Annotated in this window: 24 protein-coding genes, 2 tRNA genes and 1 pseudogene; 9 read left to right on the top strand and 18 right to left on the bottom strand. The window is 71.1% G+C overall.

Annotated features, from left to right (window positions below; all coding sequences use genetic code 11):
• Positions 1-56: 56 nt before the first annotated feature.
• Complete coding sequence (locus JOF41_RS30670) at positions 57-989, bottom strand: alpha/beta hydrolase (RefSeq protein ID WP_209623462.1); 933 nt, start codon at positions 987-989, stop codon at positions 57-59.
• Between the two features lie 106 nt (positions 990-1,095).
• On the opposite strand from JOF41_RS30670, the gene JOF41_RS30665 reads away from it, so the two are divergent.
• Positions 1,096-1,755 carry a TetR/AcrR family transcriptional regulator gene (locus JOF41_RS30665; RefSeq protein WP_189221527.1) on the top strand — a complete coding sequence of 220 codons (660 nt, stop codon included), beginning with the start codon at positions 1,096-1,098 and terminating at the stop codon, positions 1,753-1,755.
• 69 nt (positions 1,756-1,824) lie between these two features.
• Here JOF41_RS30665 and JOF41_RS30660 read toward each other — a convergent pair whose 3' ends face one another.
• Positions 1,825-1,980, bottom strand: coding sequence for a hypothetical protein (locus JOF41_RS30660; protein ID WP_189221528.1), 156 nt, complete (start codon positions 1,978-1,980; stop codon positions 1,825-1,827).
• A complete protein-coding gene (locus JOF41_RS30655) occupies positions 1,980-3,350 on the bottom strand; it encodes a class E sortase (protein ID WP_307867576.1) in 1,371 nt (456 codons plus the stop codon). Before JOF41_RS30655 ends, JOF41_RS30660 begins: the two co-directional genes overlap by 1 nt.
• A gap of 137 nt (positions 3,351-3,487) precedes the next feature.
• Here JOF41_RS30655 and crgA point away from each other — a divergent pair, with 137 nt between their 5' ends.
• A complete protein-coding gene (gene crgA, locus JOF41_RS30650) occupies positions 3,488-3,754 on the top strand; it encodes a cell division protein CrgA (protein WP_189221529.1) in 267 nt (88 codons plus the stop codon).
• 229 nt (positions 3,755-3,983) lie between these two features.
• A complete protein-coding gene (locus JOF41_RS30645) occupies positions 3,984-4,406 on the top strand; it encodes a PH domain-containing protein (protein ID WP_189221530.1) in 423 nt (140 codons plus the stop codon).
• A gap of 19 nt (positions 4,407-4,425) precedes the next feature.
• On the opposite strand, the gene JOF41_RS30640 is transcribed toward JOF41_RS30645, so the two are convergent.
• Genes JOF41_RS30640 through JOF41_RS30630 form a run of 3 tightly spaced genes read right to left on the bottom strand, consistent with a single transcriptional unit; the run spans position 4,426 to position 6,606 of the window.
• Positions 4,426-5,169: an MBL fold metallo-hydrolase gene (locus tag JOF41_RS30640; RefSeq protein WP_209623461.1), complete on the bottom strand. Its 744-nt coding sequence runs from the start codon at positions 5,167-5,169 to the stop codon at positions 4,426-4,428.
• A gap of 3 nt (positions 5,170-5,172) precedes the next feature.
• Entirely contained in the window at positions 5,173-6,057 is an 885-nt protein-coding gene (locus JOF41_RS38445; protein WP_189221532.1) for a rhomboid family intramembrane serine protease, read from the bottom strand.
• Entirely contained in the window at positions 6,058-6,606 is a 549-nt protein-coding gene (locus JOF41_RS30630; RefSeq protein ID WP_189221533.1) for a peptidylprolyl isomerase, read from the bottom strand.
• A gap of 105 nt (positions 6,607-6,711) precedes the next feature.
• Between JOF41_RS30630 and JOF41_RS30625 the strand changes: the two genes are divergently transcribed.
• Positions 6,712-7,419: a hypothetical protein gene (locus tag JOF41_RS30625; protein WP_209623460.1), complete on the top strand. Its 708-nt coding sequence runs from the start codon at positions 6,712-6,714 to the stop codon at positions 7,417-7,419.
• Between the two features lie 67 nt (positions 7,420-7,486).
• On the opposite strand, the gene JOF41_RS30620 is transcribed toward JOF41_RS30625, so the two are convergent.
• On the bottom strand, positions 7,487-8,059 hold the full coding sequence (locus JOF41_RS30620) for a DUF2020 domain-containing protein (RefSeq protein WP_307867575.1): 573 nt from the start codon (positions 8,057-8,059) through the stop codon (positions 7,487-7,489).
• A gap of 113 nt (positions 8,060-8,172) precedes the next feature.
• On the opposite strand from JOF41_RS30620, the gene JOF41_RS30615 reads away from it, so the two are divergent.
• Positions 8,173-8,592 (top strand): DoxX family protein, encoded by a 420-nt coding sequence (locus tag JOF41_RS30615; protein ID WP_189221535.1) that lies wholly within the window; start codon positions 8,173-8,175, stop codon positions 8,590-8,592.
• A gap of 167 nt (positions 8,593-8,759) precedes the next feature.
• Here JOF41_RS30615 and JOF41_RS30610 read toward each other — a convergent pair.
• From JOF41_RS30610 to dnaA, 11 genes and pseudogenes are all read right to left on the bottom strand, one after another.
• Positions 8,760-8,835 (bottom strand) — tRNA-Ala (locus JOF41_RS30610).
• A 38-nt stretch (positions 8,836-8,873) separates the two neighbouring features.
• Positions 8,874-8,990 (bottom strand): annotated as a pseudogene (locus JOF41_RS30605) (DLW-39 family protein); the annotation flags it as partial.
• A gap of 36 nt (positions 8,991-9,026) precedes the next feature.
• Positions 9,027-9,100, bottom strand: a tRNA-Ile gene (locus JOF41_RS30600).
• Between the two features lie 53 nt (positions 9,101-9,153).
• Positions 9,154-10,035 carry a DUF3566 domain-containing protein gene (locus JOF41_RS30595; protein ID WP_209623458.1) on the bottom strand — a complete coding sequence of 294 codons (882 nt, stop codon included), beginning with the start codon at positions 10,033-10,035 and terminating at the stop codon, positions 9,154-9,156.
• Between the two features lie 25 nt (positions 10,036-10,060).
• Complete coding sequence (gene gyrA, locus JOF41_RS30590) at positions 10,061-13,846, bottom strand: intein-containing DNA gyrase subunit A (RefSeq protein WP_209623457.1); 3,786 nt, start codon at positions 13,844-13,846, stop codon at positions 10,061-10,063.
• 43 nt (positions 13,847-13,889) lie between these two features.
• A complete protein-coding gene (gene gyrB, locus JOF41_RS30585; RefSeq protein ID WP_209623456.1) occupies positions 13,890-15,863 on the bottom strand; it encodes a DNA topoisomerase (ATP-hydrolyzing) subunit B in 1,974 nt (657 codons plus the stop codon).
• 237 nt (positions 15,864-16,100) lie between these two features.
• Positions 16,101-16,661 (bottom strand): DciA family protein, encoded by a 561-nt coding sequence (locus JOF41_RS30580; protein ID WP_372448536.1) that lies wholly within the window; start codon positions 16,659-16,661, stop codon positions 16,101-16,103.
• Positions 16,662-16,722: 61 nt separating this feature from the next.
• Positions 16,723-17,838, bottom strand: coding sequence for a DNA replication/repair protein RecF (gene recF, locus JOF41_RS30575; RefSeq protein ID WP_189221539.1), 1,116 nt, complete (start codon positions 17,836-17,838; stop codon positions 16,723-16,725).
• A gap of 7 nt (positions 17,839-17,845) precedes the next feature.
• Complete coding sequence (gene gnd / locus JOF41_RS30570; RefSeq protein ID WP_209623455.1) at positions 17,846-18,760, bottom strand: phosphogluconate dehydrogenase (NAD(+)-dependent, decarboxylating); 915 nt, start codon at positions 18,758-18,760, stop codon at positions 17,846-17,848.
• Between the two features lie 29 nt (positions 18,761-18,789).
• A complete protein-coding gene (gene dnaN, locus JOF41_RS30565) occupies positions 18,790-19,926 on the bottom strand; it encodes a DNA polymerase III subunit beta (RefSeq protein WP_189221541.1) in 1,137 nt (378 codons plus the stop codon).
• A gap of 709 nt (positions 19,927-20,635) precedes the next feature.
• Positions 20,636-22,300: a chromosomal replication initiator protein DnaA gene (gene dnaA, locus JOF41_RS30560; RefSeq protein ID WP_209623454.1), complete on the bottom strand. Its 1,665-nt coding sequence runs from the start codon at positions 22,298-22,300 to the stop codon at positions 20,636-20,638.
• A gap of 350 nt (positions 22,301-22,650) precedes the next feature.
• Here dnaA and rpmH point away from each other — a divergent pair, with 350 nt between their 5' ends.
• From rpmH to yidC, 4 genes are read left to right on the top strand one after another with little or no spacing between them, the layout of a single operon-like run.
• Positions 22,651-22,794, top strand: coding sequence for a 50S ribosomal protein L34 (gene rpmH / locus JOF41_RS30555; RefSeq protein ID WP_015105868.1), 144 nt, complete (start codon positions 22,651-22,653; stop codon positions 22,792-22,794).
• A gap of 13 nt (positions 22,795-22,807) precedes the next feature.
• Positions 22,808-23,149 (top strand): ribonuclease P protein component, encoded by a 342-nt coding sequence (gene rnpA, locus JOF41_RS30550; RefSeq protein WP_209623453.1) that lies wholly within the window; start codon positions 22,808-22,810, stop codon positions 23,147-23,149.
• Positions 23,146-23,427 (top strand): membrane protein insertion efficiency factor YidD, encoded by a 282-nt coding sequence (gene yidD / locus JOF41_RS30545; protein ID WP_209623452.1) that lies wholly within the window; start codon positions 23,146-23,148, stop codon positions 23,425-23,427. The genes rnpA and yidD overlap by 4 nt, the downstream gene beginning before the upstream one ends.
• A 3-nt stretch (positions 23,428-23,430) precedes the next feature.
• Positions 23,431-24,453 carry a membrane protein insertase YidC gene (yidC, locus tag JOF41_RS30540; protein ID WP_189221545.1) on the top strand — a complete coding sequence of 341 codons (1,023 nt, stop codon included), beginning with the start codon at positions 23,431-23,433 and terminating at the stop codon, positions 24,451-24,453.
• Positions 24,454-24,466: the final 13 nt, after the last annotated feature.

Genomic DNA, 24,466 nt, shown 5'->3' with positions numbered 1-24,466 from the left:
ACCTGCCCCGGCGGGCGCGGCGGGTAGTACTTGCAGGTGCGGATCGGGGAGCACTGTCACGCGAAGGCGGCGCCGATGGCGTCGCCTATCTCGTTCAGCACGTCGCGCGAGACCTGGACGTCGCGGGTGAAGGACAGGAACGCGTGGGGCACCCCCTCGACCGGTCGGTGCGTCACCGGCACGCCGGCCTCGCGCAGCGCGTCCGCGTACCGGATGCCCTGGTCGCGCAGCAGGTCGAGCTCGGCGGTGACGATGAACGCGGCCGGGAGCCCGGCGAGGTCCTCCGCGCGCAGCGGGGAGACGCGGGGGTCGGCGCCCTCGTCGGGGGTGTTCAGGTAGGCGCCCCAGAACCACTCCAGCCAGTGGCGCGTCAGCAGGGGGCCCGCGGCGTGGTCGTACATCGACGCGCTGTCGTCGAAGCGGTCGGTCGCGGGGTAGGCGAGGGCCTGGAAGGTGACCGCCGGTCCGCCGCGGCGCTTCGCCTCCTGCGCGGTGACGGCGGCGAGGTTGCCTCCCGCGCTCTCCCCGAACAGGGCGATGCGCCGCGGATCGGCGCCGAAGGCGCCCGCGTTCCGCTCGACCCACCGCAGCGCCGCGCAGGCGTCCTCGACGGCTCCGGGGAACCGGTGCTCCGGCGCCAGGCGGTAGTCGACGGAGACGACGATGGTCTTCGACCGCGTCGCGACGACCCTGGCGTAGTGGTCCTGGCTGTCGAGGTCGCCGAACACCCAGCCGCCGCCGTGGAAGAACACCGTCACCGGAGCGGGCGAGCCCGGCGGGACCGTCTCGGGCGTGTAGACCCGGACCGGGACGTCGTGGTCACCGTTGCGGAAGCTCGTGTCGCGGACCTCGCGCACGGGGACGACGTCACCGGCGAACGAGGCGAACGCCAGGCCGGCGGCGCGGTTCTCCGCCACGGTGAGGGTGTTGGCCGCGGGGGTCGCGGCCAAGTCGTCGAGCACGGCCTGGATCTGCGGGTTGAGGGCCATGGGGGTCGCCTCTCGGGGTGCCGGAGCGGGCAGTTGGAATGATCTCTCCAAACGTAGGCAGCGCAAGATTGGAAAGTCAATTCCAATCCTTGCTAGGCTGGCTCGCATGCCGACCACAGGTGTCGAGACCAGGGTCAAGGCGGCGAGCACCGAAGGCGGTCGTCGCACGCGGGACCGCATCCTGCGCGCCGCCGCCGAGCTGATGTTCGAGCAGGGCGTCGCGGGCACGAGCATCCCCGACGTGCAGCGCCGCGCTCAGGTGAGCGCCTCGCAGATCTACCACTACTTCGGGGACAAGAAGGGCCTCACGGCGGCGGTGATCGAGTACCAGAGCACCGTCAAGCTCGAACAGCAGCGGCCCCTGCTCGACCACCTCGACAGCGTCGACGCGCTGCGCGAGTGGTGCGAACGCGCCGCCGTCCGCTTGGACGCGGTGCACTGCGCGGGCGGCTGCGAGATCGGCTCGCTCGCCAGCGAGCTGTCCGACATCGACCCCTCGGCCCGCCTCGGCCTGGCCACGGGATTCGCCGCGTGGCAGGCGGCGATCGAATCCGGGCTCGCCCGCATGCGCGAGCGCGGCGACCTCGGAGCCGACGAGGACGTCACGGCGCTCGCGGTCGCGCTGCTGGCCGCGATCCAGGGCGGCATGCTCCTGGCGCAGGTGAACCGGGACGCCACCCCCTACCGCCGCGCGGTCAACGTGGTCATCGACCACATCGCGGACCGCGTCGCGGCGGCCCGCGCTGCCCGGTCCACCGATCGCTGACCACGGGCGGTGCCCGTCGGGTGGTGGAAACCTGCCCCGACGGGCGCGGCGGGTAGTACTTGCCGGTGGTTACTGGGTGGTGACGTTGTTGAACGGCAGCAGCGGCTCCGCCCACGGGAACACCACGAACATCAGCAGGGCGACCACCCCGGCCACCAGCAGCAGCGCCTGGACCAGGCGCAGCGGCAGCGGGCCGGGCAGGTGCCGCCAGATCCACCCGTACATCACTGCTCCTTCAGCTCGGGCGGGAGGAAACCGGGCGCCTTGGGGTAGTTCATCGCCAGCACCGCGTGCACGATCAGCCGCTGCTTGTCGGAGAAGCGCGGGTGGCAGGTGGTCAGCGTCATCATCGCGATCTGCTCGGCCTTGGGCGTGGTGCCGTCGGCGACGTGCGGCACCTCGTTGATCACCTCGCCCTGGCTGGGCAGCACGATCTCCTGCCCCTGGGTCTGGGCGTAGGGCCCGCCCAGCGGCGCCACCTTCGCGCACTTGGGGTCGGACGCCTTGCTCGCCCAGTTCGCGACCTCGCTGTTCTTGGGCAGCATCCGGTAGACGAACCACTGGGTCTGCGTCTCCACCACGATCGCGTCGCAGGAGTTGAGCAGGTCCAGGTCGTTGAACGGCGCGCCCTTGCCCACCCGGTGGCCCGCCACCGAGAAGTTGCCGGGCTCACCGGGCAGCGCGGTGCCCACGTAGTGGCCGGGGCCGATCTCCAGGTGCTTGTCGGTGGTGCCCTCGACGATGGAGAACTTGAAGTCCGGCCCGAACACCGGGATGTACATCTTGGCGAACGCCTGGCCCTCGATCAGCTCGTACTGGGCTTGGCGCTGCTGGTCGCCGCCGACGGTGTTGGCGTTCCACTGGTCGTCCAGCGCGGCCGTGGCGTCGTCCTGCTTGCCCGCCGAGATCAGGTCGGTGACGTAGACCTCGTAGACCACGAACAGCAGCATCACCAGGCCTGCGGTGATCAGCAGCTCGCCGATGGCGCGCACGGTCTTGCGCCCCGGCCCGTCCGGGGGCGGCGGTGGCGGCTTCTCCTCCTCGCGGGCGTCGGCCTCGTAGTCGTCGCCGTAAGCGTCGCTGTAGTCGTCGCTGTACTTGTCGCCGTAGTCGTCGCCGTAGTCGTCCTCGTCCTCGTCCCGCACCGGCTCGATGACCTCGGTCGGCGGGTCCACCGGGAGCGGCCGGGGCCGCTGGTGCGGACGTTGGGGCGGGCGCTGGGACGGGTGCTGGACCGGGTGCTGGGGCCGGGGCGGCGGCAGGCTGCCGGAGAACGCGTTGGCGTTGTACTGCGTCGCCCCCGCCTGCGGCACCGGGGGCACGTAGCGGGTGGCCTCGGTGGAGTGCCGGGGCGGACCGGCGGGCACCGGCGCGGGGGGCACCGGGGCGGTGTACTGGGTCACGTCCGTCGGAGACGCGACGGGCACGTGCCGGGTTGCCCCCGGCGGCACGGGGCGCGGCCGGGGGCCGGTTTCCGGCGGTTGGCCCTGGGGAAACCGCGACACCGGGTGGGGCGCCGGGTAGGGCGTCGGGCGCGGCCCCCGAGGCGGCTGTCCCGGCGGGCCGCCCTGCGGCGCGGGCGGGTCGTAGCTCACCGAAGAAACCTCCCGAACCGAGCGTCCATGACTACACGGTGCTTCGCGGACCTGCTCGGTTACGTTAACGTGTTCCTCCAGCAGTGGACGTTAAGTCGTGCCACTGGAGACCTATCCACCCGTCAGGCGAGGACAGCATGCCCAAGTCCAAGGTCCGCAAGAAGGCCGTCTACACGGCGCCTGCCGATCGCCGCACCCCGGTGAAGGTCAAGGCGGCGGGTCCTTCGCACCCCGTCTACATCGCCGTGATGCTCGGCATGATGCTGCTCGGTCTGGCGTGGCTGGTGGTCAACTACATCGCGGGCGACCGCATCCCGGTGATGATGGACCTCGGGTCCTGGAACTTCGGCATCGGCTTCGCCCTGATGATCATCGGTCTGCTGATGACCATGCGGTGGCGCTGACCACGCGCTACGCCTCGCGCATGACGGCCCGGACGTGCTCCACGTCCGGGCCGTCGCACGTTCACCCGACCGTGGGGCGGCCGCGTCGGCGGGTGCTCGAAGCACAGCGCTGTAAGTCATCCCCAATGGGGACAACTCCTGTGGACAACTTTGCGCCAAAATGCACAAGCGCCGGTCGCGGGCGGGAGTTGTCCACAGCAGGCCGGCCGGATGCGGGACACTCGACCGCGTGACCACAACTCCGACCACCCGGTCCTGGGCACCGCGCCCGCAGGTCGTCGCCCTCGCGTGGGCGCTGGCCGCGGTGGTGCTGCTGGTGGTGCTGCTGAGCGAAGAAGCCACCACCCGGCTGCTGATGGGCAGCGCCACCGCACTGCTGCTGTTCCTGGGCGTGTACGGCACCTACGTGCGCCCCCGCCTGCTGGTGGACGACTCCGGCCTGACCGTGCGGACCCTGTTCGGCGCCCGCCACCTGCCGTGGCACGAGGTGAAGATCCGCCTGGCGCACACCCGCAGGCTGGGCCGGGAGAGCCGCACGCTGGAGCTGGACTGGCAGCGCGGCGAGGACGAGCACCTGGTGGTGCTGACCCAGCTCGACCTGGGCGCGGACCCGCGCGACGTGGCCGACGTCCTGCACGCGCTGAGGCCGTGAGCGGCGACCAGCGCGCCGATCAGCTCTGGCCGACGTCGACGACCAGGCCGGGGCGGGCCACCTCCAGCCGTCCCGCAAACGCTTGCGCCGCTGCCGCGAGGGACACTTCCGGGTCGGAGTCCGGCCACAGGTGGGTGAGCACGAGCCGGTCCGCGCCCGCCGCGGCGGCGTGCTCCCCCGCCTGTCGGGCAGTGGACAGCATCGGCGCGTTGTCGGCGGGGCGCACCCGCTCGGGGAAGGTCGCCTCGGCCAGGAAGACGTCCGCGTCGCGAGCCAGGGCCACCAGGTCCGGTGTCGGACCCGTGTCCCCGGTGTAGGACAGCACCCGCCCACCGGCGGTCAGCCGCAGGCCCGCGTTGGGCACGAAGTGCGGCAGCGACCAGGTCTCCACCCGGAACGGCCCGACCTCGAAGGGCGCGCCCGCGTCGAACTCGCGCAGGTCGTGCTCCAGCGGCACCTGGTCCAGGGCCAGCACGCGGTCCAGCGCGCCGGGCAGCGCGTGCACGGGCAGCGGCGGGGCCGGGACGTCGCCCAGCACGCGCGCCCGCAGCAGCGGGTTGAGGTCGGCGCAGTGGTCGGGATGGCCGTGGCTGACCAGCACGGCGTCCACGCGGTGCGCGGGCAGCAGCGCCAGCAGCCGGGGCAGCACCGCGTAACCGGGGTCCACCAGCAGCCGGAAGCCCTCGTGCTCGACCAGGTAACCACTGCACGGCTGGTGCGCGGTCGGCCACGCGCCCGCACCGCCCAGCACCGTCAACCGCACGGCTCAGCCCAGCAGCGCGGTCCGGGTGACCACCAGCAGCACCAGCACCAGCAGCGCCGCCACCACCGCCCCCGCCTGCCAGAACACCCGGCCCGGCTTCGGCGCGTAGACCAGCGCGGCGGCCATCGCCGCGCCCACGAACAGGCCACCCAGGTGGCCCAGCCAGGAGATGTTGGCGACGGTGAAGCTGAACACCACGTTCACGCCGAGCACCATCAGCACCGGCGTCAGGTTCGCCCGCAGCTTCAGCTGCGTCACCAGCAGCGCGCCCAGCAGGCCGTAGATCGCCCCCGAAGCACCCGCCACCGGCCGGTCCACCGAGTCGAACAGGTACACCGCCACCGAGCCGCCCAGCAGCGACAGCAGGTACACCGCCAGGAAGCGGGTCCGGCCGAACACCGGCTCCAGGAGCTGGCCCAGCACGTAGAGGGCGGCCATGTTGAGCAGCAGGTGCAGCGGGTCGTTGTGCAGGAAGCCCGAGGCGACCAGCCGCCACCACTCGCCGAAGTACACGCCGATCGGCCACATCACGAAGTCGGCGTACAGCTGCGACCCGCGCAGGTCCACGGCGCTGCCCGCCTGACCGGCGGTGACCAGGAACGCCACCGCGTTGAGCGCGATCAGGACCGGCGCGACCACCATGCGCCGGGGGTTGTCCTCCGCCCCGGCCACGGTGCGGGCCGTGCGCGTGGTCCGGTTGCCCTCCATGACGCAGTCCACGCACTGGTGGCCCACCGACGCCTCGCGCAGGCAGTCGGGGCAGGAGGGCCGGTCGCAGCGCGAGCACCGCAGCGCGGTGACCCGACCGGGGTGGCGCACGCAGACCTGGCGGTCCGGCTGCGCGCCGATCGGGTCACCGGGCGGCGGTGGGGTCGGGGACGAGGCCACTCAGCCCCGCTCGATCGAGACCTTCTCGATCACCACGTCGGTGACCGGGCGGTCACCCGCGCCCGTGCGGGTCGCGCCGATGGCGTCCACCACCTGACGCGACTCCTGGTCGGCCACCTCGCCGAAGATGGTGTGCTTGAAGTTCAGCCAGGTGGTCGGCGCCACCGTGATGAAGAACTGGGAGCCGTTGGTGTTCGCCCCCGCGTTGGCCATGGCCAGCAGGTACGGGCGGTTGAACTGCAGCTCCGGGTGGAACTCGTCGGCGAACCGGTAGCCGGGGCCGCCGCGGCCGGTGCCCGTGGGGTCACCGCCCTGGAGCATGAAGCCCGCGATCACCCGGTGGAAGATCGAGCCGTCGTAGAACGGGCCGCTGGTGCCGCCCTTGGCGTTGGGCTCGGAGTAGTCCTTGGTGCCCTCGGCGAGCCCGACGAAGTTCGCCACCGTCTTGGGGGCGTGGTCGGGGAACAGGTTGAGCCGGATGTCGCCCTGCGAGGTGTGCAGGGTCGCCGTCACCTTGGTCCCGACGAGGGATTCGTTGCTGTCTGCCACAGCACCATCGTGCCATCAGTGGGCCGTTCGCGAGCGGCGCGGTTGGGGAACGGGCAGGATGGGTACTGCCCAATCGTCACTGACCGACAGCTTGTGGAGCGCGATATGGATGAGGTACAGGCCATGACCCGTGCGGGCGAGTCGGTGGGCAAGGCCGTGGGCACGGGAATCCGCGCCGCCCGCCTCGGCGCCGTCCGCGCTGGCCACGCCGGTGCTGCCGGGGCCGCTCAGCTGGCGGAGCGGGCGGAGGCCAAGCTCGCGGAGCGCGGGGTCACCGCCGACCGCGTCCGAGGGGTCGTGGCCGACCGGGCCGTGGCGCTCGCCGAGCGCGCCGGTGAGGTCGAGAAGACCACCCGCCGCCAGCGCAAGCAGCTCGCGAAGAAGGCCGAGACCATGCGCAAGGACGTGGTCAAGGCCGCCGAGCGGGCCCGCAAGGAGGCCAAGGTGCGCGCCAAGGACGTCCGCAAGGCGGCCAAGAAGGCCCGCAAGGAGTTCGCGGTGGTGCCGCAGCCCAAGCGCCGCCGCTGGCCGTGGGTGCTCAGCGTGCTGGCCGCCGGTCTGGTGGCGGGCTACGTGGCGCTCACCCGCAGGCCGCAGGAGGTGCACCTGCAGGAGGAGGCCACCGAGGCGCCGACCCCGGTGACCGCCGACCAGGTGGCGCCCGCGACGGGCACCACCGCGGACAGCACGGCGGGGACCTCTGCGGGCACCGCGGGCGGCAGCACCGACACCACGCCGGGCAGCACGACCGCCGACGGCGACACGCCGCAGCAGACCGCGGCGCGCAACGGCCGCGTGTCCGACCGCGGCTGACCGGCTCACCACTCGGCCGCCGTCCCCCAGAGCCATCACACGGGGGCGGCGGCCCTGAGCGCGTCCGCTACAGGCCCAACTCCTCGATCGCCGTCGAGGCGACCTCACGCGCCTTGATGGTCTGCCGCTGGTTGCTGGTCACCACCACCGCGGCACCCCCCTTGGCCACCGCGTACACCGCGCCCTGCTCGCCCACCAGCGACCCGCCCTGCCAGCCCGCGGGCACGCTGGCCGGGCTGGAGTCGGCGACCGGCGCGGCCCGGTCCACCACCGCCTTGGCCGTGGCCTCCTCCCCCTGGAACACCCACACCGACAGCTGCACCTCGGTGGCGTTGGCGTAGAAGAAGCACGCCGGCGTGGGCTGGTCGGCGGACAGCCGCACCTTGCGCACCAGCTGCCCGTTGGCCTGGGCCACGTAGTCCGAGTCCAGGTAGGGGCAGTCGCCGTCGGCGGCGGGCTGCGGCATCGGCGGCGGCCCGGCGGGCGCGCTGGGCCGCTCGGTCGTGGTCTGCACCGCTTCGGGTGATTCGGACGTCGGCGCGGCCGTGGACCCGGTGTCGCCGCACGCGGACAGCGCAGCGGTGAGGACCAAGGTGGGCAGGGCGCTCAGCAGCACTCGGTTCATAGGCGCGTCAGTCAACCAGACGAGCGGACAGTAAATCGACAGGGTGACGATCTATGCACGTAACGTGAACACGGTTACCTTGATTCGTACCCTGCCGGCCGCCCGTACGACGTGAGGACTGAATCGAGATGACCTTGTTGGATCGCGGTCGTGACCACGCCTTGGCGGTGTTCCGGATCATCGTGGGCTTCCTGTTCGTCTGCCACGGGTTGCAGAAGGTGTTCGGGGTCCTGGGCTCCAAGGGAGCCGTCCCGCTGACCTCCTGGCCCGCTGGCCCTGCCGGGCTCATCGAGCTGATCGGCGGTCTGCTGATCATGCTCGGCCTGTGGACGAGGGTCGCCGCGCTGATCTCCTCGGGAGCGATGGCCTACGCCTACTTCGTGGTGCACCAGCCGAGGGGTCTGCTGCCCATCGAGAACGGCGGTGAACTGGCCGCCGCCTACTCGTGGGTGTTCCTGCTGCTGGCCTTCACCGGGCCCGGCGCCTGGGCGCTGGACCGGGTGATCGCCGCCCGCAAGGGCCAACCGGCCGAGCTGGCCACCGCGTAGCGACGGCGCAGCGGAACGGACGGGAAAGGCCCCGCACTCCACGGAGTGCGGGGCCTTTCCCGTTGACGCGGTCCCACCGGAGGCGGACAGGCGTCCCACCCCTCAACACAGAAGAGCGGAACCCGGTTCACCGGATTCCGCTCTTCCGCAATTCTTGGGCTTACTGGTGGTGGAGACGAGGGGAATCGAACCCCTAACCCCCGCCTTGCAAAGGCGGTGCTCTGCCAATTGAGCTACGTCCCCGTCCGAGGAGCGGCAGCTCGACCGCCCTCGCGGGCTCAGTCGTTCGGAGCAGTGGCCTCGCGCCACAGGTCCGCGTCGGCCTTGGCCGAACGGCTGCGCTTGACGAAGAACAGAACCGCACCGGCGACAGCGACAAGTGCGATGATCTTCTTCACGTCTGTTCCCCTCTGACAAATCCTGCGAACTTCCGGTGGGCCTAGGAGGACTCGAACCTCCGACCTCTTCGTTATCAGCGAAGCGCTCTAACCGTCTGAGCTATAGGCCCTCGGGGCGACGACGGCAACTCTACAACACCTGCCGCCGCAGCCCCAAATCGGGTCACTCCCGTTCGGACAAGGTCACTTCCAGCCCACCCGCGAGATCGGCCGAGACGTTGTAGACGAACGCCCCCACCGTGGCCAGCGCGGTGAACAGCACGATGTTGACCGCGCCGATGATCGCCGCCACGCCGAACACGCGCCCCGCGCTGATCAGCGGGTCACCCGTGGGCTCGTTGCCCTGCAGCAGGTCGTTCGCGGTGTTGTTGATCTTGTCCCACACGCCCATGCCGTTCAGCACGCCGTAGAGCACGCCGACCGCCACCAGCCACACGAAGAACAGCGCCACGCTCAGCACCAGCGCCAGCTTCAGCACCGACCACGGGTCCACCCGCTTGATCTGCAGGCTCGCCCGGCGCGGCCCCCGCCCCGGACGCCGCACCGCCGCGCTCGCCACCGGCCTGCCCGACGCCGCCCCCAGGTTCACCGACGTGCGACCCGCCGCCGCCTGGGCCGCCGCCTGGGCCGCCGTCGCGGGCGGCACCGGCCGCGGCACCGCCACCGTGTCCGGGTCCGACGCCGGGTAGGCGGGCTCCGCCCGCTGCTCCGGCCCCCGCACCTGGTCACCCGGCCCCACCTGCTGGGCCTCGCCGTACCGGGCCTCCCCCGGCTGGCCCGCGCCCGGCTGACCGTTTCCCTGCTGACCACTGCCCTGCGGGGCCTCGTCGTGCTGGACCTCACTGGTCGCCCGCAACCAGGGCGGCGGCGCCGCGGAGTGGCCGTCCGCCTTCTCCGCGGCCGCCTCGGCCTGCTCACGACCCTCACCCGCCGATGTGTCCACCGTCGGCTGTTCGGCGTTGTCGGTCGACCCCGCGGCACTCGGCCGCGTGATCACGGCGGTCTTGTCCGCTTCCCGACCTTCTGGGTTCTCGGGTGCAGTCACGAGCAGTCCTCAACCTCTCGTCGCGCTAGTTGGCAGGCTCAACCTGGTCGCCATCACCACTGGTGACGTCGGCGGGCTCGTCGGCGTTGCGCGCCACGGCGATCAGGGTGGTGCCTTCACCGAGGTTCATCAACCGGACACCCTTCGTCTGCCTGCCCGCCTTGCGCACCTCCTTCGCGCTGGTCCGGATGACCCCGCCCGAAGAAGTGATCGCGTAGAGCTCGTCCTCGACGTCGACGATGAGTGCCCCGACCAGCCTGCCACGCCTGCGGTCGTGCTGGATCGTCAACACCCCCTTGCCGCCACGCCCCTGGACCGGGTAGTCCTCGATCGGCGTGCGCTTGGCGTACCCGCCATCCGTGGCCACCAAAACGAACAACCCCTCCTGGACGACCCCCATCGACAGCAGCTCGTCCCCGGAGTTGAACCGCATCCCCTGCACACCCGACGTCGCCCGGCCCATCGGCCGCAGCACCTCGTCACTGGCGTGGAACCGGATCGACTGGCCATCGCGCGACACCAGCAGCAGGTCGTCCTCCGCGGCGCACAGCACCGCCCCCACCAGCTCGTCGTCCTCGCGCAGGTTGATGCCGATCAAACCACCCGACCGGTTGGAGTCGAAGTCCGACAGCTTCGACTTCTTCACCAGCCCCTTGCGCGTGGCCAGCACCAGGTACGGCGCCGCGTCGTAGTTCTTGATCTGGATGACCTGGGCGATCTCCTCGTCCGGCTGGAACGCCAGCAGGTTCGCCACGTGCTGCCCCCGCGCGTTGCGGTTGGCCTCCGGCAGCTCGTAGGCCTTCGCCCGGTACACCCGTCCCTTGTTGGTGAAGAACAGGATCCAGTCGTGCGTGGAGCACACGAAGAAGTGCTGCACGATGTCGTCCTGCTTCAGCTGGGCGCCCTGCACGCCCTTGCCGCCGCGCTTCTGCGACCGGTACAGATCCGTCTTCGTCCGCTTCGCGTAACCCGTCCGAGTGATCGTCACCACGACGTCCTCGACCGCGATCAAGTCCTCCATGGACACGTCGCCGTCGAACGGCACGATCTTGGTCCGCCGGTCGTCGCCGTGCTTGTCCACGATCGCCAGCAGCTCCTCGCGCACGATCGCGCGCTGCCGCTCCGGCTTGTCCAGGATGTCCCGGTAGTCCGCGATCTCCAGCTCGATCTCGGCCAGCTGGTCGATGATCTTCTGCCGCTCCAGCGCCGCCAACCGGCGCAGCTGCATCTCCAGGATCGCGTTCGCCTGGATCTCGTCGACCGCCAGCAGCTGCATCAACCCGGTCCGCGCCTCGTCCGGCGTCGGCGACCGGCGGATCAGCGCGATCACCTCGTCCAGCTGGTCCAGCGCCTTCACCAGACCGCGCAGGACGTGCGCCCGCTCCTCGGCCTTGCGCAGCCGGAACCGCGTCCGCCGGACGATGACCTCGATCTGGTGCTTCACGTAGTGCCGGATCATCTGGTCCAGGCGCAGCGTCCGCGGCACCCCGTCCACCAGCGCCAGCATGTTCACGCCGAACGAGTACTGCAGCTGGGTGTGCTTGTAGAGGTTGTTCAGCACCACCTTCGCGACCGCGTCCCGCTTCAGCGTGATCACGATCCGCATCCCGCTGCGCCCGCTGCGCCGGTTCGACTCGTCCGCGATGTTCGCGATCCCGGTCAGTTTCTGGTCGCGCACCAGCGTCGCGATGTTCTCCACCAGGTTGTCCGGGTTCACCTGGTAGGGCAGCTCCGACACCACGAGGATCGTCCGCCCCTTGGCGTCCTCGTCCACGTCCACCACCGCGCGCATCTTCACCGAACCGCGCCCGGTGCGGTACGCGTCCTGGATGCCCGCCGAACCCAGGATCTGCCCGTAAGTCGGGAAGTCCGGCCCCTTGATGCGCTCCAGCAGCGCGTCCAGCAGCTCCTCGTCGGACGCCTCCGGGTGGTCCAGCGCCCACACCACGCCGTCGGCCACCTCGCGCAGGTTGTGCGGCGGGATGTTCGTCGCCATGCCGACCGCGATGCCCGAGCTGCCGTTGATCAGCAGGTTCGGCACCCGCGACGGCAGCACCGTCGGCTCCTGGATGCGGCCGTCGTAGTTGTCCCGGAAGTCGACCGTGTCCTCCTCGATGTCGGCCAGCATCTGCATGGCCAACGGGGTGAGGCGGCACTCGGTGTTGTGGCTGACGAAGCCGTCGGTGATGAAGGCGTGGTCCTCGGTGTCCACCCGCAGGCTGTAGACCGGCCGGACACCCGCGTCGGTCACCGACTCCACGACCGCGTAGTAGAAGCGGCCGTCCACCAGCGGCTCCACCACGTCGAGCACCTCGCGGTTGGTGATCCGCGCGGCGATCTCGTCGTAGTCGCGCTCCCAGCGCTCCACCCGGTCCACGTTGTGGCGGCGCAGCCAGTCGCGCTCGGTCCACCGGTCCGCGCCGTGCGCCCGGACGTAGTCGCCCACGAACGGCACGTGGTCGCTGCTCATCGAGCGGCTCTCCACCGGCACGGCCGCCAGGATCGCCCGCAGCTTCTCCTGCTTCGCGCCCAGGAAGCCGACCCGGCTCGCGAACAGCCGGGCGTCGCGCCGGTTGGTGATGACGACCTTGATCTCGCCGTGCTCGTAGTTCACCAGCGTGCTGACCACGCCGAACTCCAGCAGCAGCTGCTGCACCTCGCGGGCCAGCCGCGCGCTGCGCGTGGAGTAGCTGACCTGCACGCTGCTGCGCGGCAGCGCCGACGCCGAGCCGTCGCCGGTGAACAGCGAGGACAGGAAGGCGCGCTTGGTGGTGGACTCGCTCTGCCAGATGAACTCGGGCACCCGCTTCGCCGCGCTGCGCAGGCCCACCATGTCACCCAGGACGCTGCTCCGCAGGCGGGTCAGGTCGTGGATGTCGAGCTCGTGCAGCAGGGAACCGGACTTGATGACGCGCGAGGACACGTACCTCGGACCGCCGACGAGCGCGTCGTAGGCGGCGAGCACCTGCCGGAAGTAGTCCCCGTCGGTGTTGTTGAAGCCCGCGCGGTTCTCGGAGACGAAGCCCTCGCTGACGAAGGCGCCCGCGAGCACCGCCGCGTCGTGCATCTCCGGGGAGAGCGCTTCGGCCTCGTCCTGCGGGGTGCGCTGGAGGACCACCCGGTCGCCCGGCTGGACCTCTTCCAGCAGCTTCCACAGCAGGGTCGGCACGCCCAGCACGCTCACCAGGCACAGCACCGGGTGGTTGTGCGTGCCGGTCAGCTCGTACCCGTTGCGAGTGCGCAGCTTGAGCGTCGGGTGCTCGCCGGAGTGGAACAGCATGTCGGCGCGCACCGGGTTGCCGTGCCGGTCGAGCACCTTCAGGTCGATCGGATTGTCGCTGTTCGGCAGCGCGCCCGGCACGATGTCGCCGATGCGCGGCGTCGAGCCGTCCGCCAGGCGAATCCGGGTTTCCGGAACGACGCAGTACCGCATGGCGGCTGCCGGGTCGTTGCCCTGGGAGCCGAAGTTGCCCTGCCCGTCGATCAGCGGGTAGCGCATCGCCCACGGCTGGGCCAGCCGCACGAGGGCGTCGTAGATCGCCGAGTCGCCGTGCGGGTGGTAGTTGCCCATCACGTCGCCGACCACGCGGGCGCACTTGTTGTAGCTGCGTTCGGGGCGGAAGCCGGAGTCGAACATCGAGTACAGCACGCGGATGTGCACCGGCTTGAGGCCGTCGCGGACGTCGGGCAGCGCGCGGCCCACGATCACGCTCATGGCGTAGTCGATGTAGGAGCGCTGCATCTCGTGCTGGATGTCGACCGGCTCGGTGCGGTCGCCGCCGCCCCCTGGGGGCAGGGTCGTCTCGGTCACTGTTCTTCTTTCCTTCTGGGCGGCTGCTCGGGGAGGGCGGTGCTCACACGTCCAGGAAGCGGACGTCCTTGGCGTTGCGGGTGATGAACGAGCGCCGGGCTTCGACGTCTTCGCCCATCAGGACGCTGAACAGCTCGTCGGCGGTGGCCGCGTCGTCCATGGTCACCTGGAGCAGGACCCGGTTGGCGGGGTCCATGGTGGTCTCCCACAGCTCGTCGGCGTTCATCTCGCCGAGGCCCTTGTAGCGCTGGATGTTGTCGTCCTTGCCGATGCGCTTGCCCGCGGCGAGCCCGCGTTCGATGAGGCCGTCGCGCTCGCGGTCGGAGTAGGCGTACTCGGGTTCGGCGCGCTGCCACTTGATCTTGTAGAGGGGTGGCTGGGCGATGTAGACGTGGCCGTGCTCGATGAGCGGGCGCATGAAGCGGAAGAGCAGGGTGAGCAGCAGGGTGCGGATGTGCTGGCCGTCGACGTCGGCGTCGGCCATGAGCACGATCTTGTGGTAGCGCAGCTTGCTGAGGTCGAAGTCCTCGTGGATGCCGGTGCCCAGGGCCGTGATGAGGGACTGGACCTCGTTGTTCTTGAGGACGCGGTCGATGCGCGCCTTCTCCACGTTGATGATCTTGCCGCGGATGGGCAGGATCGCCTGGAACAGCGAGTCGCGGCCCTCCTTGGCGGAGCCGCCCGCGGAGTCGCCCTCCACGACGTAGATCTCGCACTCCTCCGGGTTGGTGGAGCGGCAGTCCTTGAGCTTGCCGGGCAGGCCGCCGATCTCCAGGGCGCCCTTGCGGCGGACCAGTTCGCGGGCCTTGCGGGCGGCGATGCGGGCCTGGGCGGAGGAGACCGCCTTGGTGACGATGGTCTTGGCCTCGTTGGGGTGGCGCTCGAACCAGTCGGCGAGGTGCTCGTTGGTGGACTTCTGGACGAAGGACTTGGCCTCGCTGTTGCCCAGCTTGGTCTTGGTCTGGCCTTCGAACTGGGGTTCCTTGAGCTTGACCGAGATGATCGCGGCCAGGCCCTCGCGGATGTCGTCGCCGGTGAGGTTGGAGTCCTTCTCCTTGAGCAGCTTCTTGTCGCGGGCGTACTCGTTGACCACGCGGGTCAGCGCGGCGCGGAAGCCCTCCTCGTGGGTGCCGCCCTCGTGGGTGTTGATGGTGTTGGCGAAGGTGTAGACCGAGGGGGTGTAGCCGGTGTTCCACTGCATGGCGACCTCGACTTCGAGGTCCTCGCCCTTGGCCTCGAAGTAGATGACCTTCTGGTGGACGGCTTCGCGCGTGTGGTTGATGTGGCGGACGAAGTCCTCCAGGCCGTTGGGGTAGTGGAAGGTGCGCTCGCGCACCCGCGCCACGTGCCCCTCGGCGTCGGCCTCGTCGCCCTCGGCCTCGTCCACCCGCTCGTCGCGCAGGACGATGGTCAGCCCCTTGTTGAGGAAGGCCATCTCCTGGAGCCTGCGGGAGATCGTCTCGATGTTGTACTCGGTGGTCTCGAAGATCTGGGGGTCGGCCCAGAAGGTGATGGTGGTGCCGGTGTCGCCGGTCGGGGCGCCCTTGCGCAGCTCGTGCGCGGGCTTGGACGCCTCGAAGCGCTGGTTCCACGTGAAACCCTGGCGCTTGACCTCGACGTCGACGGCGGTGGACAGCGCGTTGACCACGGAGATGCCCACGCCGTGCAGGCCGCCGGAGACCGCGTAGGAGTCGCTGTCGAACTTGCCGCCCGCGTGCAGGGTGGTGAGCACGACCTCCAGGGTGGGTCGCTGCTCCACGGGGTGGATGTCGATGGGGATGCCGCGACCGTCGTCGACCACCCGGACGCCGCCGTTGGCCAGCAGGGTCACCTCGACCATGGTGGCGTAGCCCGCCATCGCCTCGTCAACGGAGTTGTCCACGACCTCCTGGATGAGGTGGTGCAGACCCCGCTCGCCGGTGGAGCCGATGTACATGCCGGGGCGCTTGCGAACCGCCTCCAGGCCCTCCAGGACGGTGATCGAAGACGCGCTGTATTCATTCTTCTTGGCTGCCACGGGCCTGGTGTCTCCTCAGACTGAAGCGACAGGGACGCCGTCACGTGCGACGACGGTGTAACGCTGCCCTTCGATTCTACTGGGCAGCACCGACAGAAGCGCATCGAGGACAGCCCTGATTCGCTCGCAGAGCGCCCGAATCGGAAGCGGTCGAGTGCGGACCGCTGGTCGGGGGCTCGGAATCGGCTCACGCGCGCTCACCGCGCCACAGGATCGACGCTGCGGCACCGGCGGAGCTCACCCGTAGGTGTCGCGTGGTCCGCGTCCCGGAACGTGCCTGGGGCCGTAGCGCCAGCTGGGGGCGGCGGGGCCCTGCACCTTGAGCCTGGTCACGACGCCGTCGCCGACGCCCGCGGCGATCCGCTTGAGCAGCTCGCGCTGCAGCAGCCGCAGCTGGGTGGCCCAGGCCGTGGAGTCGGCCTGGACGGTCAGCTCGCCGCCTTCGAAGGCGACCGGCCGGGCGTGCTCGGCGACGTCCTCGCCGACCAGCTTGGCCCAGCGGCCGAACACCTGTCCGCCCGCCAGCCGCTCGGCCCAGCCCCGGTCGGCGGCCAGGCGCGAGGCCAGCCGTCCCAGCGGTTGCGGGTCGCGGTCGTCGGGGCCGGGGCCGGACCAGCCGCGCCTGCGCCTGCGCCCGGCGACGCCCTTGGCGGTGCCGCGGCGGACCCGCCCGCCGCGCTGCTGGGCCGAGGCGCGGGCCGCTTCCAGCGCGGCGCGGGCGAGGTCGGAACCGCGCAAACCGCCCTCGGCGGGGTCCGCGCCTGTGGATGCGGGCGCTTGCGGGGCCGAGTTATCCACACCATCCACAGGGTTGTCCCCAGGTGTGCCGCCTGTCACACCCGATTGGGGTAGTCGGTCATCAGGCACGGCGCACCTCCCCGTCCCGGACTTCGAACCGCACACCCACCAGCTCCTCCGGCACGTCCTCCGCGACCGCCGCGGTGATCAGCACCTGCTCGGCGGCGCTCGCGACCTTCGCCAGCTGCCGCCTGCGCCCCCGGTCCAGCTCGGCGAACACGTCGTCGAGCACCAGCACCGGCTCGCCGCCCTCGGCGCGCAGCAGCTCGTAGCCGCCCAGCCGCAGCGCGAGCGCGAACGACCAGGACTCGCCGTGGCTGGCGTAGCCCTTCGCGGGCAGCTCCCCCAGGAACAGCTCCAGGTCGTCGCGGTGCGGCCCGACCAGGCACACCCCGCGCTCGATCTCCTGCCTGCGCAGCCTGCCCAGCTCGGCCAGCAGCGCCTCCTCCAGCGCCTGCCGGTCGGGCGTGCCGGGGAACGCCTCGCCCAGGCTGGACCGGTAGGAGATGCGGGCGGGCCGCGACTCCGGCGCCACCTCGGCGTAGGCCGCCGCCACGTGCGGGGCCAGGTCGGCCACCAGCGCCAGCCGCGCGGCCAGCAGCTCCGCGCCGTGCCTTGCCAGGTGGCCGTCCCACACGTCCAGCGTGCCCAGCTCCGCCGACCGCGCCGAGCGCACCGTCTTCAGCAGCGCGCCGCGCTGCTTGAGCACCCGCTCGTAGTCCGCGCGCACCCCGGCGAAGCGCGGCGCGCGGGTGGTGACCACCTCGTCGAGGAACCGGCGGCGCTCGCCGGGGTCGCCGCGCACCAGCGCCAGGTCCTCCGGCGCGAACAGCACGGTGCGCAGGATGCCCAGCACGTCGCGCGGGCGCGGCACCGGGCCGCGGTTGACCCGCGCCCGGTTCGCCCTGCCCGCGGTGATCTCCAGCTCGACCAGCAGCTCGCGCCCCTCGTTGACCACCGCGGCGCGCACCACCGCGCGGGACGCGCCGTGCCGGATCAGCGGCGCGTCCGTGGCCACCCGGTGCGAGCCGAGGGTGGCCACGTAGCCCAGCGCCTCGACCAGGTTGGTCTTGCCCTGGCCGTTGCGCCCGACCAGGACGCTCACCCCCGGCTCGAAGGCCAGGTCCGCGTGCTCCCACGAGCGGAAATCCGCGACCTGCAGGTGCCGGACGTACAACGCGGGCTCAGCCCTGGGTGCTGCCGGACCCCGAGGAGGGCCCGGCGGCCTGCACGGCGTGCCCGCCGAACTGGTTGCGCAGAGCCGCGACGGCGCGCATCGCGGGCGAGTCCTCCTGCCGCGAGGCGAACCGGGCGAACAGCGCCGCGGAGATCACCGGCGCGGGCACCGCGTGCTTGATCGCCTCCTCGACGGTCCACCGGCCCTCGCCGGAGTCCTCGACGTGGCCGCGCAGGTCGTCCAGCTCCGGGTCGGACTCCAGCGCGCGCACCAGCAGGTCCAGCAGCCAGGACCGGACGACCGTGCCGCGCTGCCACGCCTTGATGGTGGCGGGCACGTCCTCCACGATGTCGGAGGCCTCCAGCAGCTCGAAGCCCTCGGCGTAGGCCTGCATCAGGCCGTACTCGATGCCGTTGTGCACCATCTTGGCGAAGTGGCCCGCGCCGACCCGGCCCGCGTGCGCGAAGCCCTCCTCGCGGGGGCCCTCCGGGCGCAGCGCGTCGAAGATCGGCATGGCCCGCTCGACCAGCTCGGGCTCGCCGCCGACCATCAGCCCGTAGCCGTTCTCCAGGCCCCACACGCCGCCGGACACGCCGCAGTCGAGGTAGCCGATGCCCTTGGCGCCCAGCGCCTCGGCGTTGCGGGTGTCGTCGGTGAAGCGGGAGTTGCCGCCGTCGATGACCAGGTCGCCGGGCGAGAGCAGCTCGCCCAGCTCGGCGATGGTCTGCCGGGTGATCTCACCGGCGGGCACCATCACCCACACCACGCGCGGCGCGTCCAGCTTGCCCACCATGTCGGCGAGCGAGTCCGCGTCGGTCACTTCGGGATTGCGGTCGTAGCCGACCACCTCGTGCCCCGCGCGGCGGATCCGCTCGCGCATGTTGAAGCCCATCTTGCCGAGGCCGACGAGTCCGAGCTGCACGGTCTTGTTCTCCCTGTCGGGTTGGTGGATCAGCCGGGCAGGCGCACGGGCATCAGCAGGTACAGGTAGCCCGGCGCCACCTCACCATCCTCGTTCACCGGCTTGAGCAGTGCCGGACGGCTGGGTGTGGTGAACGACAAGTGCGCCCTGGGGGTGCGCACCGCCTGCAGACCCTCCAGCAGGTAGGTCGGGTTGAACGCGATGGTCACCGGGTCGCCGGTGTAGTCCACCGGCAGCTCCTCCTCCGCGCTGCCCTCGTCGTCGCCGCCCGCGGACAGCCGCAGCGCGGTGTCGACGAACTCCAGCCGCACCTGGGTGCCGCGCTCGGCCACCAGCGACACCCGCTTGATCGCCTGCACCAGGGAGTCGACCCCGATGATCGCGGCCGCGGAGTGCTCGCTGGGCAGCAGCTGGCGGTACTTGGGGAAGTCCGCGTCCAGCAGCCGGGTGGTGGTGCGGCGGCCGGTGCCGGACAGGCCGAGCAGCCCGTCGTTGGCGGCCAGCGACAGCTCGACCTTCGCGCCGGACGCGCCGAGGGTCTTGGCGGCGTCGTTGAGGGTGCGCGCCGGGACCAGCACGGCGACCTCGCCCAGCGACTCGTCGGGCTGCCACGGGAACTCGCGCATGGCCAGCCGGAACCGGTCGGTGGCCACCAGGGTCAGCTTGCCATCGCCGATCTCCAGCCGGACGCCGGTCAGCATCGGCAGCGTGTCGTCCTTGCCCGCGGCGACCGCGACCTGGGCGACCGCCTCGCCGAAGACCTCGCCGGGCAGCTCGCCCGCCAGCTGCGGCATCGACGGCAGCGCCGGGTAGTCCTCCACCGGCATGGTCGGCAGGCTGAACCGGGCGCTGCCGCAGGTGATGGTCATCCGCGCGCCGTCGACCGCGATCTCCACCGGGTGGTTGGGCAGCGCCTTGGTGATGTCGGCGAGCAGCCGCCCGGACACCAGCGCCCGACCCCCGTCGGCGATGGTGGCGGGCACGCCGCACTGGGCGGACACCTCGTAGTCGAAGCCGGAGACGGTCAGCGCCTCGCCGGACCCGTCCTCCGCCCCGGCATCGAGCAGGACTCCACCGAGCACCGGGACCGGCGGCCTGGACGGCAGGCTGCGCGCGACCCAGGCGACGGCGTCGGCCAAGCCGTCGCGCTCGACGCGGATCTTCATGGGGCGTCCTTTCCTGAAGTCGGCATGACCGGCAACAGCGGGCGTTGCGGTGGGGGTGGGAGCCGTTGGCCTCGCCGGGTCGTCGCGACCTCCGGCTCGGGGGCTCCACCGTAGAGCTTCCCTCGGCCGCTCGTCACCTCGGGGCCGTTGCCCGGGGCGGACCCCCGGAGCCCGCTTGTCCCCGGGAACCGCCCCCGCCTGTTTTTTCTTTGTTCATCTCTTCAAGGGAAGACAACAGCAACAGCAGTAAGGGCTGTGGATTGTGTGGACAACCGGCGTTGTGCCTGGTAGTCGCCCACTTGGAGGTGTGGACGAACACGGGGGGTTGCCCGGGGACAGATCGGCTGCCCCGGGGAGAACTGCCGGGCTGCTCCGTTCGGTCCACAGGACGGCCGAGTTGTCCCCGGGTTCATCCCCGGGTGTTGGCCGACCTGTCCCCGGGTGCTGCACAGGGTGATCGTGGCCCGGATCTCCCCAAAACGGAGTTGTCCACAGGCCAGGAGGCGGTTCGTGGCCTGGAGTTCACCCATCCGGGCACCCCGACGACCGGGTACCCGGTGATCCACTTCCCCAATCCCGGCCGCCGCGGAGCCGTCCGCCCCGGGGTCGGCGGCCCCTGGAACGACGAAGGGCGCCTGCCCGCGTCGCCCCGGGTGGCGGGGCGAGCACCGGCAGGCGCCCTTCACGGACGCCGAGGCGGTTCGGTCTTCTACAGGGTGTGGCGCGCGCGCTGCTTGATGCGGGAGGTCAGCTCCTGCACCTGGTCGTAGATGCGCCTGCGCTCGGCCATCTCCTTGCGGATCTTCTTGTCCGCGTACATGACGGTGGTGTGGTCGCGGCCGCCGAAGGTCTGCCCGATCTTGGGCAGCGACAGGTCGGTCAGCTCCCGGCACAGGTACATGGAGATCTGCCGCGCCTGGGCCAGCACCTTGGTCTTGCCCGGCCCGCACAGGTCGTCGATGCTCACCCCGAAGAACTCGGCGGTGACCGCCATGATCGTCGGCGCGGTGATCTCCGGCGCGTGCGAGTCCGGGATCAGGTCGCGCAGCACTATCTCGGCCAGCTGCACGTCCACCGGCTGCCGGTTCAGCGACGCGAACGCGGTCACCCGGATCAGCGCGCCCTCCAGCTCGCGGATGTTGCGCTCGATGCGGGCGGCGATGAACTCCAGCACCTCGGCGGGCGCGGCCAGCCGGTCCTGCGCGGCCTTCTTGCGCAGGATGGCGATGCGGGTCTCCAGCTCGGGCGGCTGGATGTCGGTGATCAGGCCCCACTCGAACCGGGTGCGCAGCCGGTCCTCCAGGGTCTCCAGCCGCTTGGGCGGCCGGTCGGAGGACACCACGATCTGCTTGTTGGAGTTGTGCAGCGTGTTGAACGTGTGGAAGAACTCCTCCTGCGTGCCTTCCTTGCCCTCCAGGAACTGGATGTCGTCGACGAGCAGCACGTCGATGTCCCGGTAGCGGCGCTGGAAGGCGACCTTGCGGTCGTCGCGCAGGGAGTTGATGAAGTCGTTGGTGAACTCCTCGGTCGACACGTAGCGCACCCGCATGCCGGGGAACAGGCGCTGGGCGTAGTGCCCGACCGCGTGCAGCAGGTGCGTCTTGCCCAGCCCGGACTCGCCCCAGATGAACAGGGGGTTGTACGCGCGGGCGGGCGCCTCGGCCACGGCGACCGCCGCGGCGTGGGCGAACCGGTTGGACGCGCCGATGACGAAGGTGTCGAAGTTGTACTTCTCGTTGAGCCGGGTCTGCGAGGAGGCGGGGTTGGCGGGCCGGGTGAACGGGGTGCCGTTGGGCGACTTGGCGCCGCCGTAGGTGGGCCAGATGTCCTGGACGGTGGCCAGCGCCTCGCGCTCCTCGTCCACCTCGTCGCCGTCGGACTCGCCCTCGCCCTCCGCCTCGGACGAGCCGGGGACACCCGCGCCGGGCACCCCGTGGCCCGCCATCACCGGACCGCCCATGCCGGGGCCGCTCATCCCGTGACCGCTCATGCCGTGCCCCGGCATGCCGGGACCTGCCATGCCGGGACCTGCCATGCCGGGACCGGGCGGGACCGGGGGCTGCGCCACCTGCGGCACCTGCAGCGGCGTGGTCGGCGGGCCGCCGACCGGCTCCGGCGAGTCGACCTTCACCGCCAGCGACACCGCGCGGCCCAGCCTGCGCGACAGCGCGGCGGTGATCGGCTCGCGCAGCGCCCGCTCGATCGCCTCCTTGGCGAAGTCGCTGGGCGCGGCCAGCAGGGCGGTGCCGTCGAGCAGGCCGATCGGCCTGGTCACCCGCATCCACGCGCGCTGCTGGGGGGACAGGGTGCTGGCGGCCAGCTCCTGCACCACCTGCTCCCACACGAGACCCAAGTCGGTCTGGTGGTCGGACACCTCCGCGCTCCCCTCCCCTCGGCTGACCCCGTGGTCTCCCCCGGGGGAAATCCACGACGTGGACACGGAGGATAGAGGCATCCACAGAGTTATCCACAACTGTGCACTAATGCGGGCGGTCGTGACGCGGCGGTCCACAGGCCGCCGCCGCTGCTCGCGCGGGGTGCTCGCGCGGGGCCGGACGTGCTGGCGCGCGTCGTGTGACCACCCCGATTTGAGCGGGCGGCACCCGGGTGCGTACCCTCGTGGAGTCCCTCGCTTGCGCGAGGCGCGTTTGGTGCGCCCACAACCGCAGTTCGGCCTGGGACGACCACAGACCTGCTTCGCAGTTAAGCACCGGGAGTCCGACCGTGAGCAAGGGTAAGCGCACTTTCCAGCCCAACAACCGCCGCCGTGCCAAGACGCACGGTTTCCGGCTGCGGATGCGTACCCGTGCCGGTCGCGCCATCCTGGCCGCGCGCCGCAGCAAGGGCCGCCAGCAGCTGTCCGCCTGATCGCCGCAGGTCCGTGCTACCCGCGGCCGCCCGGCTGACCCGCAGCCAGGACTTCGGCCTGGTGGTCCGCCGGGGCCGCCGGGCAGGCAGGCCCCGGTTGGTCGTGCACGTCCTGACATCGGCGCAGCCCACCTTGGACACCACCAAGGTGGGCTTCGTCGTGAGCAAGGCAGTGGGCAACTCCGTCGTCCGGCACCGGGTGACCCGCCGTCTGCGGCACCTGGTGCGCGACCGGCTCGACGCGCTGCCCGCGGGCACGTCCCTGGTGGTGCGCGCGCTGCCCCCCGCCGCGCGGGCGGACAGCGCCGAGCTGGCCCAGGACCTCGACGCCGCCTTGCGCAGGCTGCTGAGATGACCACCACGCCCCGGAGAGCCGCGGGCACCGGCCCGGTGACCAAGGCGCTGCTGCTGCCGATCCGGTTCTACCGCCGGTTCATCTCCCCCGCGCTGCCCCCCACCTGCCGCTTCCACCCGACCTGCAGCGCCTACGCGGTGGAGGCGCTGACCGTCCACGGTCCCCTGCGCGGCTCCTGGCTCACCTTGCGCAGGCTGAGCCGCTGCGGACCCTGGCACCCTGGTGGCCTGGACCCCGTTCCTCCGCGCCGGGTCCCCGACCTTCCTGCCGAGGAGTAGCTAGTGCTCAACTTCATCTACTACCCGGTGTCCTTCATCCTGTGGTGTTGGCACTGGGTGTTCGGCCACATCTTCGGCGAGTCGAGCGGGTTCGCCTGGGCCCTGGCCGTGGTCTTCCTGGTCTTCACGCTGCGCGCCCTGCTGTTCAAGCCGTTCGTCGGCCAGGTCCGCTCCATGCGCAAGATGCAGGAGTTCGCGCCCGAGCTGCAGAAGATCAAGAAGAAGTACGCCAACGACCGCCAGCGCCAGGCCCAGGAGATGCAGAAGCTCCAGGCCGAGCACGGGGTGAACCCGCTGGGCGGCTGCCTGCCGATGCTGGTGCAGATCCCGGTGTTCATCGGCCTGTTCCACGTGCTGCGCTCGTTCAAGCCCGGCTGGGGCGAGGTCTACTTCTTCGACGCCAAGGGCGTGGAGTCGTTCGTCAACGCCAAGCTGTTCGGCGCGAACCTGTCGACGTTCATCACCATGCCCGCCGACCAGCTCCAGCAGTTCGCCACCTCGCGCAACGCGGTGCTGTTCGTCGCCATCCCCCTGATGATCGTGGCCAGCATCGCCACGCACTTCACCGCGCGGCACTCGGTGGGCCGCCAGACGCAGGCCGCTGCGGACAACCCGCAGACCGCGATCATGAACAAGCTGACGCTCTACATCTTCCCGCTGGGCGTGCTGGTCGGCGGCTTCTTCTTCCCGATCGCGATCCTGCTCTACTGGCTGAGCAACAACGCGTGGACGCTGGGCCAGCAGTACGTGGTCTACCACCGCATCGACCGCGAGGAAGAGGCCAAGAAGGTCGCCGCGACGACCCAGCGCCAGGCGCTGGCGCCCAAGCCCGGCCAGAAGCCCGCGCCGAAGACGGCGCAGAAGAAGCGGCCCGCCGCCACCGGCCAGCCCTCCGCCGAGGACGCCAAGCCCGCCGCCACCGAGGACACCGGGGCGAGCGCGAACGGCAAGCCGTCCACCGAGGTTCCCGGTCTGAGCCCAGACCGATCCCCTGGCAAGAAGCAGGGCAACAAGAAGCGCCGCTGACCACCTGGGCGCT

This window comes from Saccharothrix coeruleofusca (assembly GCF_017876325.1).
In the GTDB taxonomy this organism is placed as follows: Bacteria; Actinomycetota; Actinomycetes; order Mycobacteriales; family Pseudonocardiaceae; genus Actinosynnema; species Actinosynnema coeruleofuscum.
Note: the sequence above shows the minus strand (reverse complement) of the source record. Positions and strands in the feature narration are given on the sequence as shown.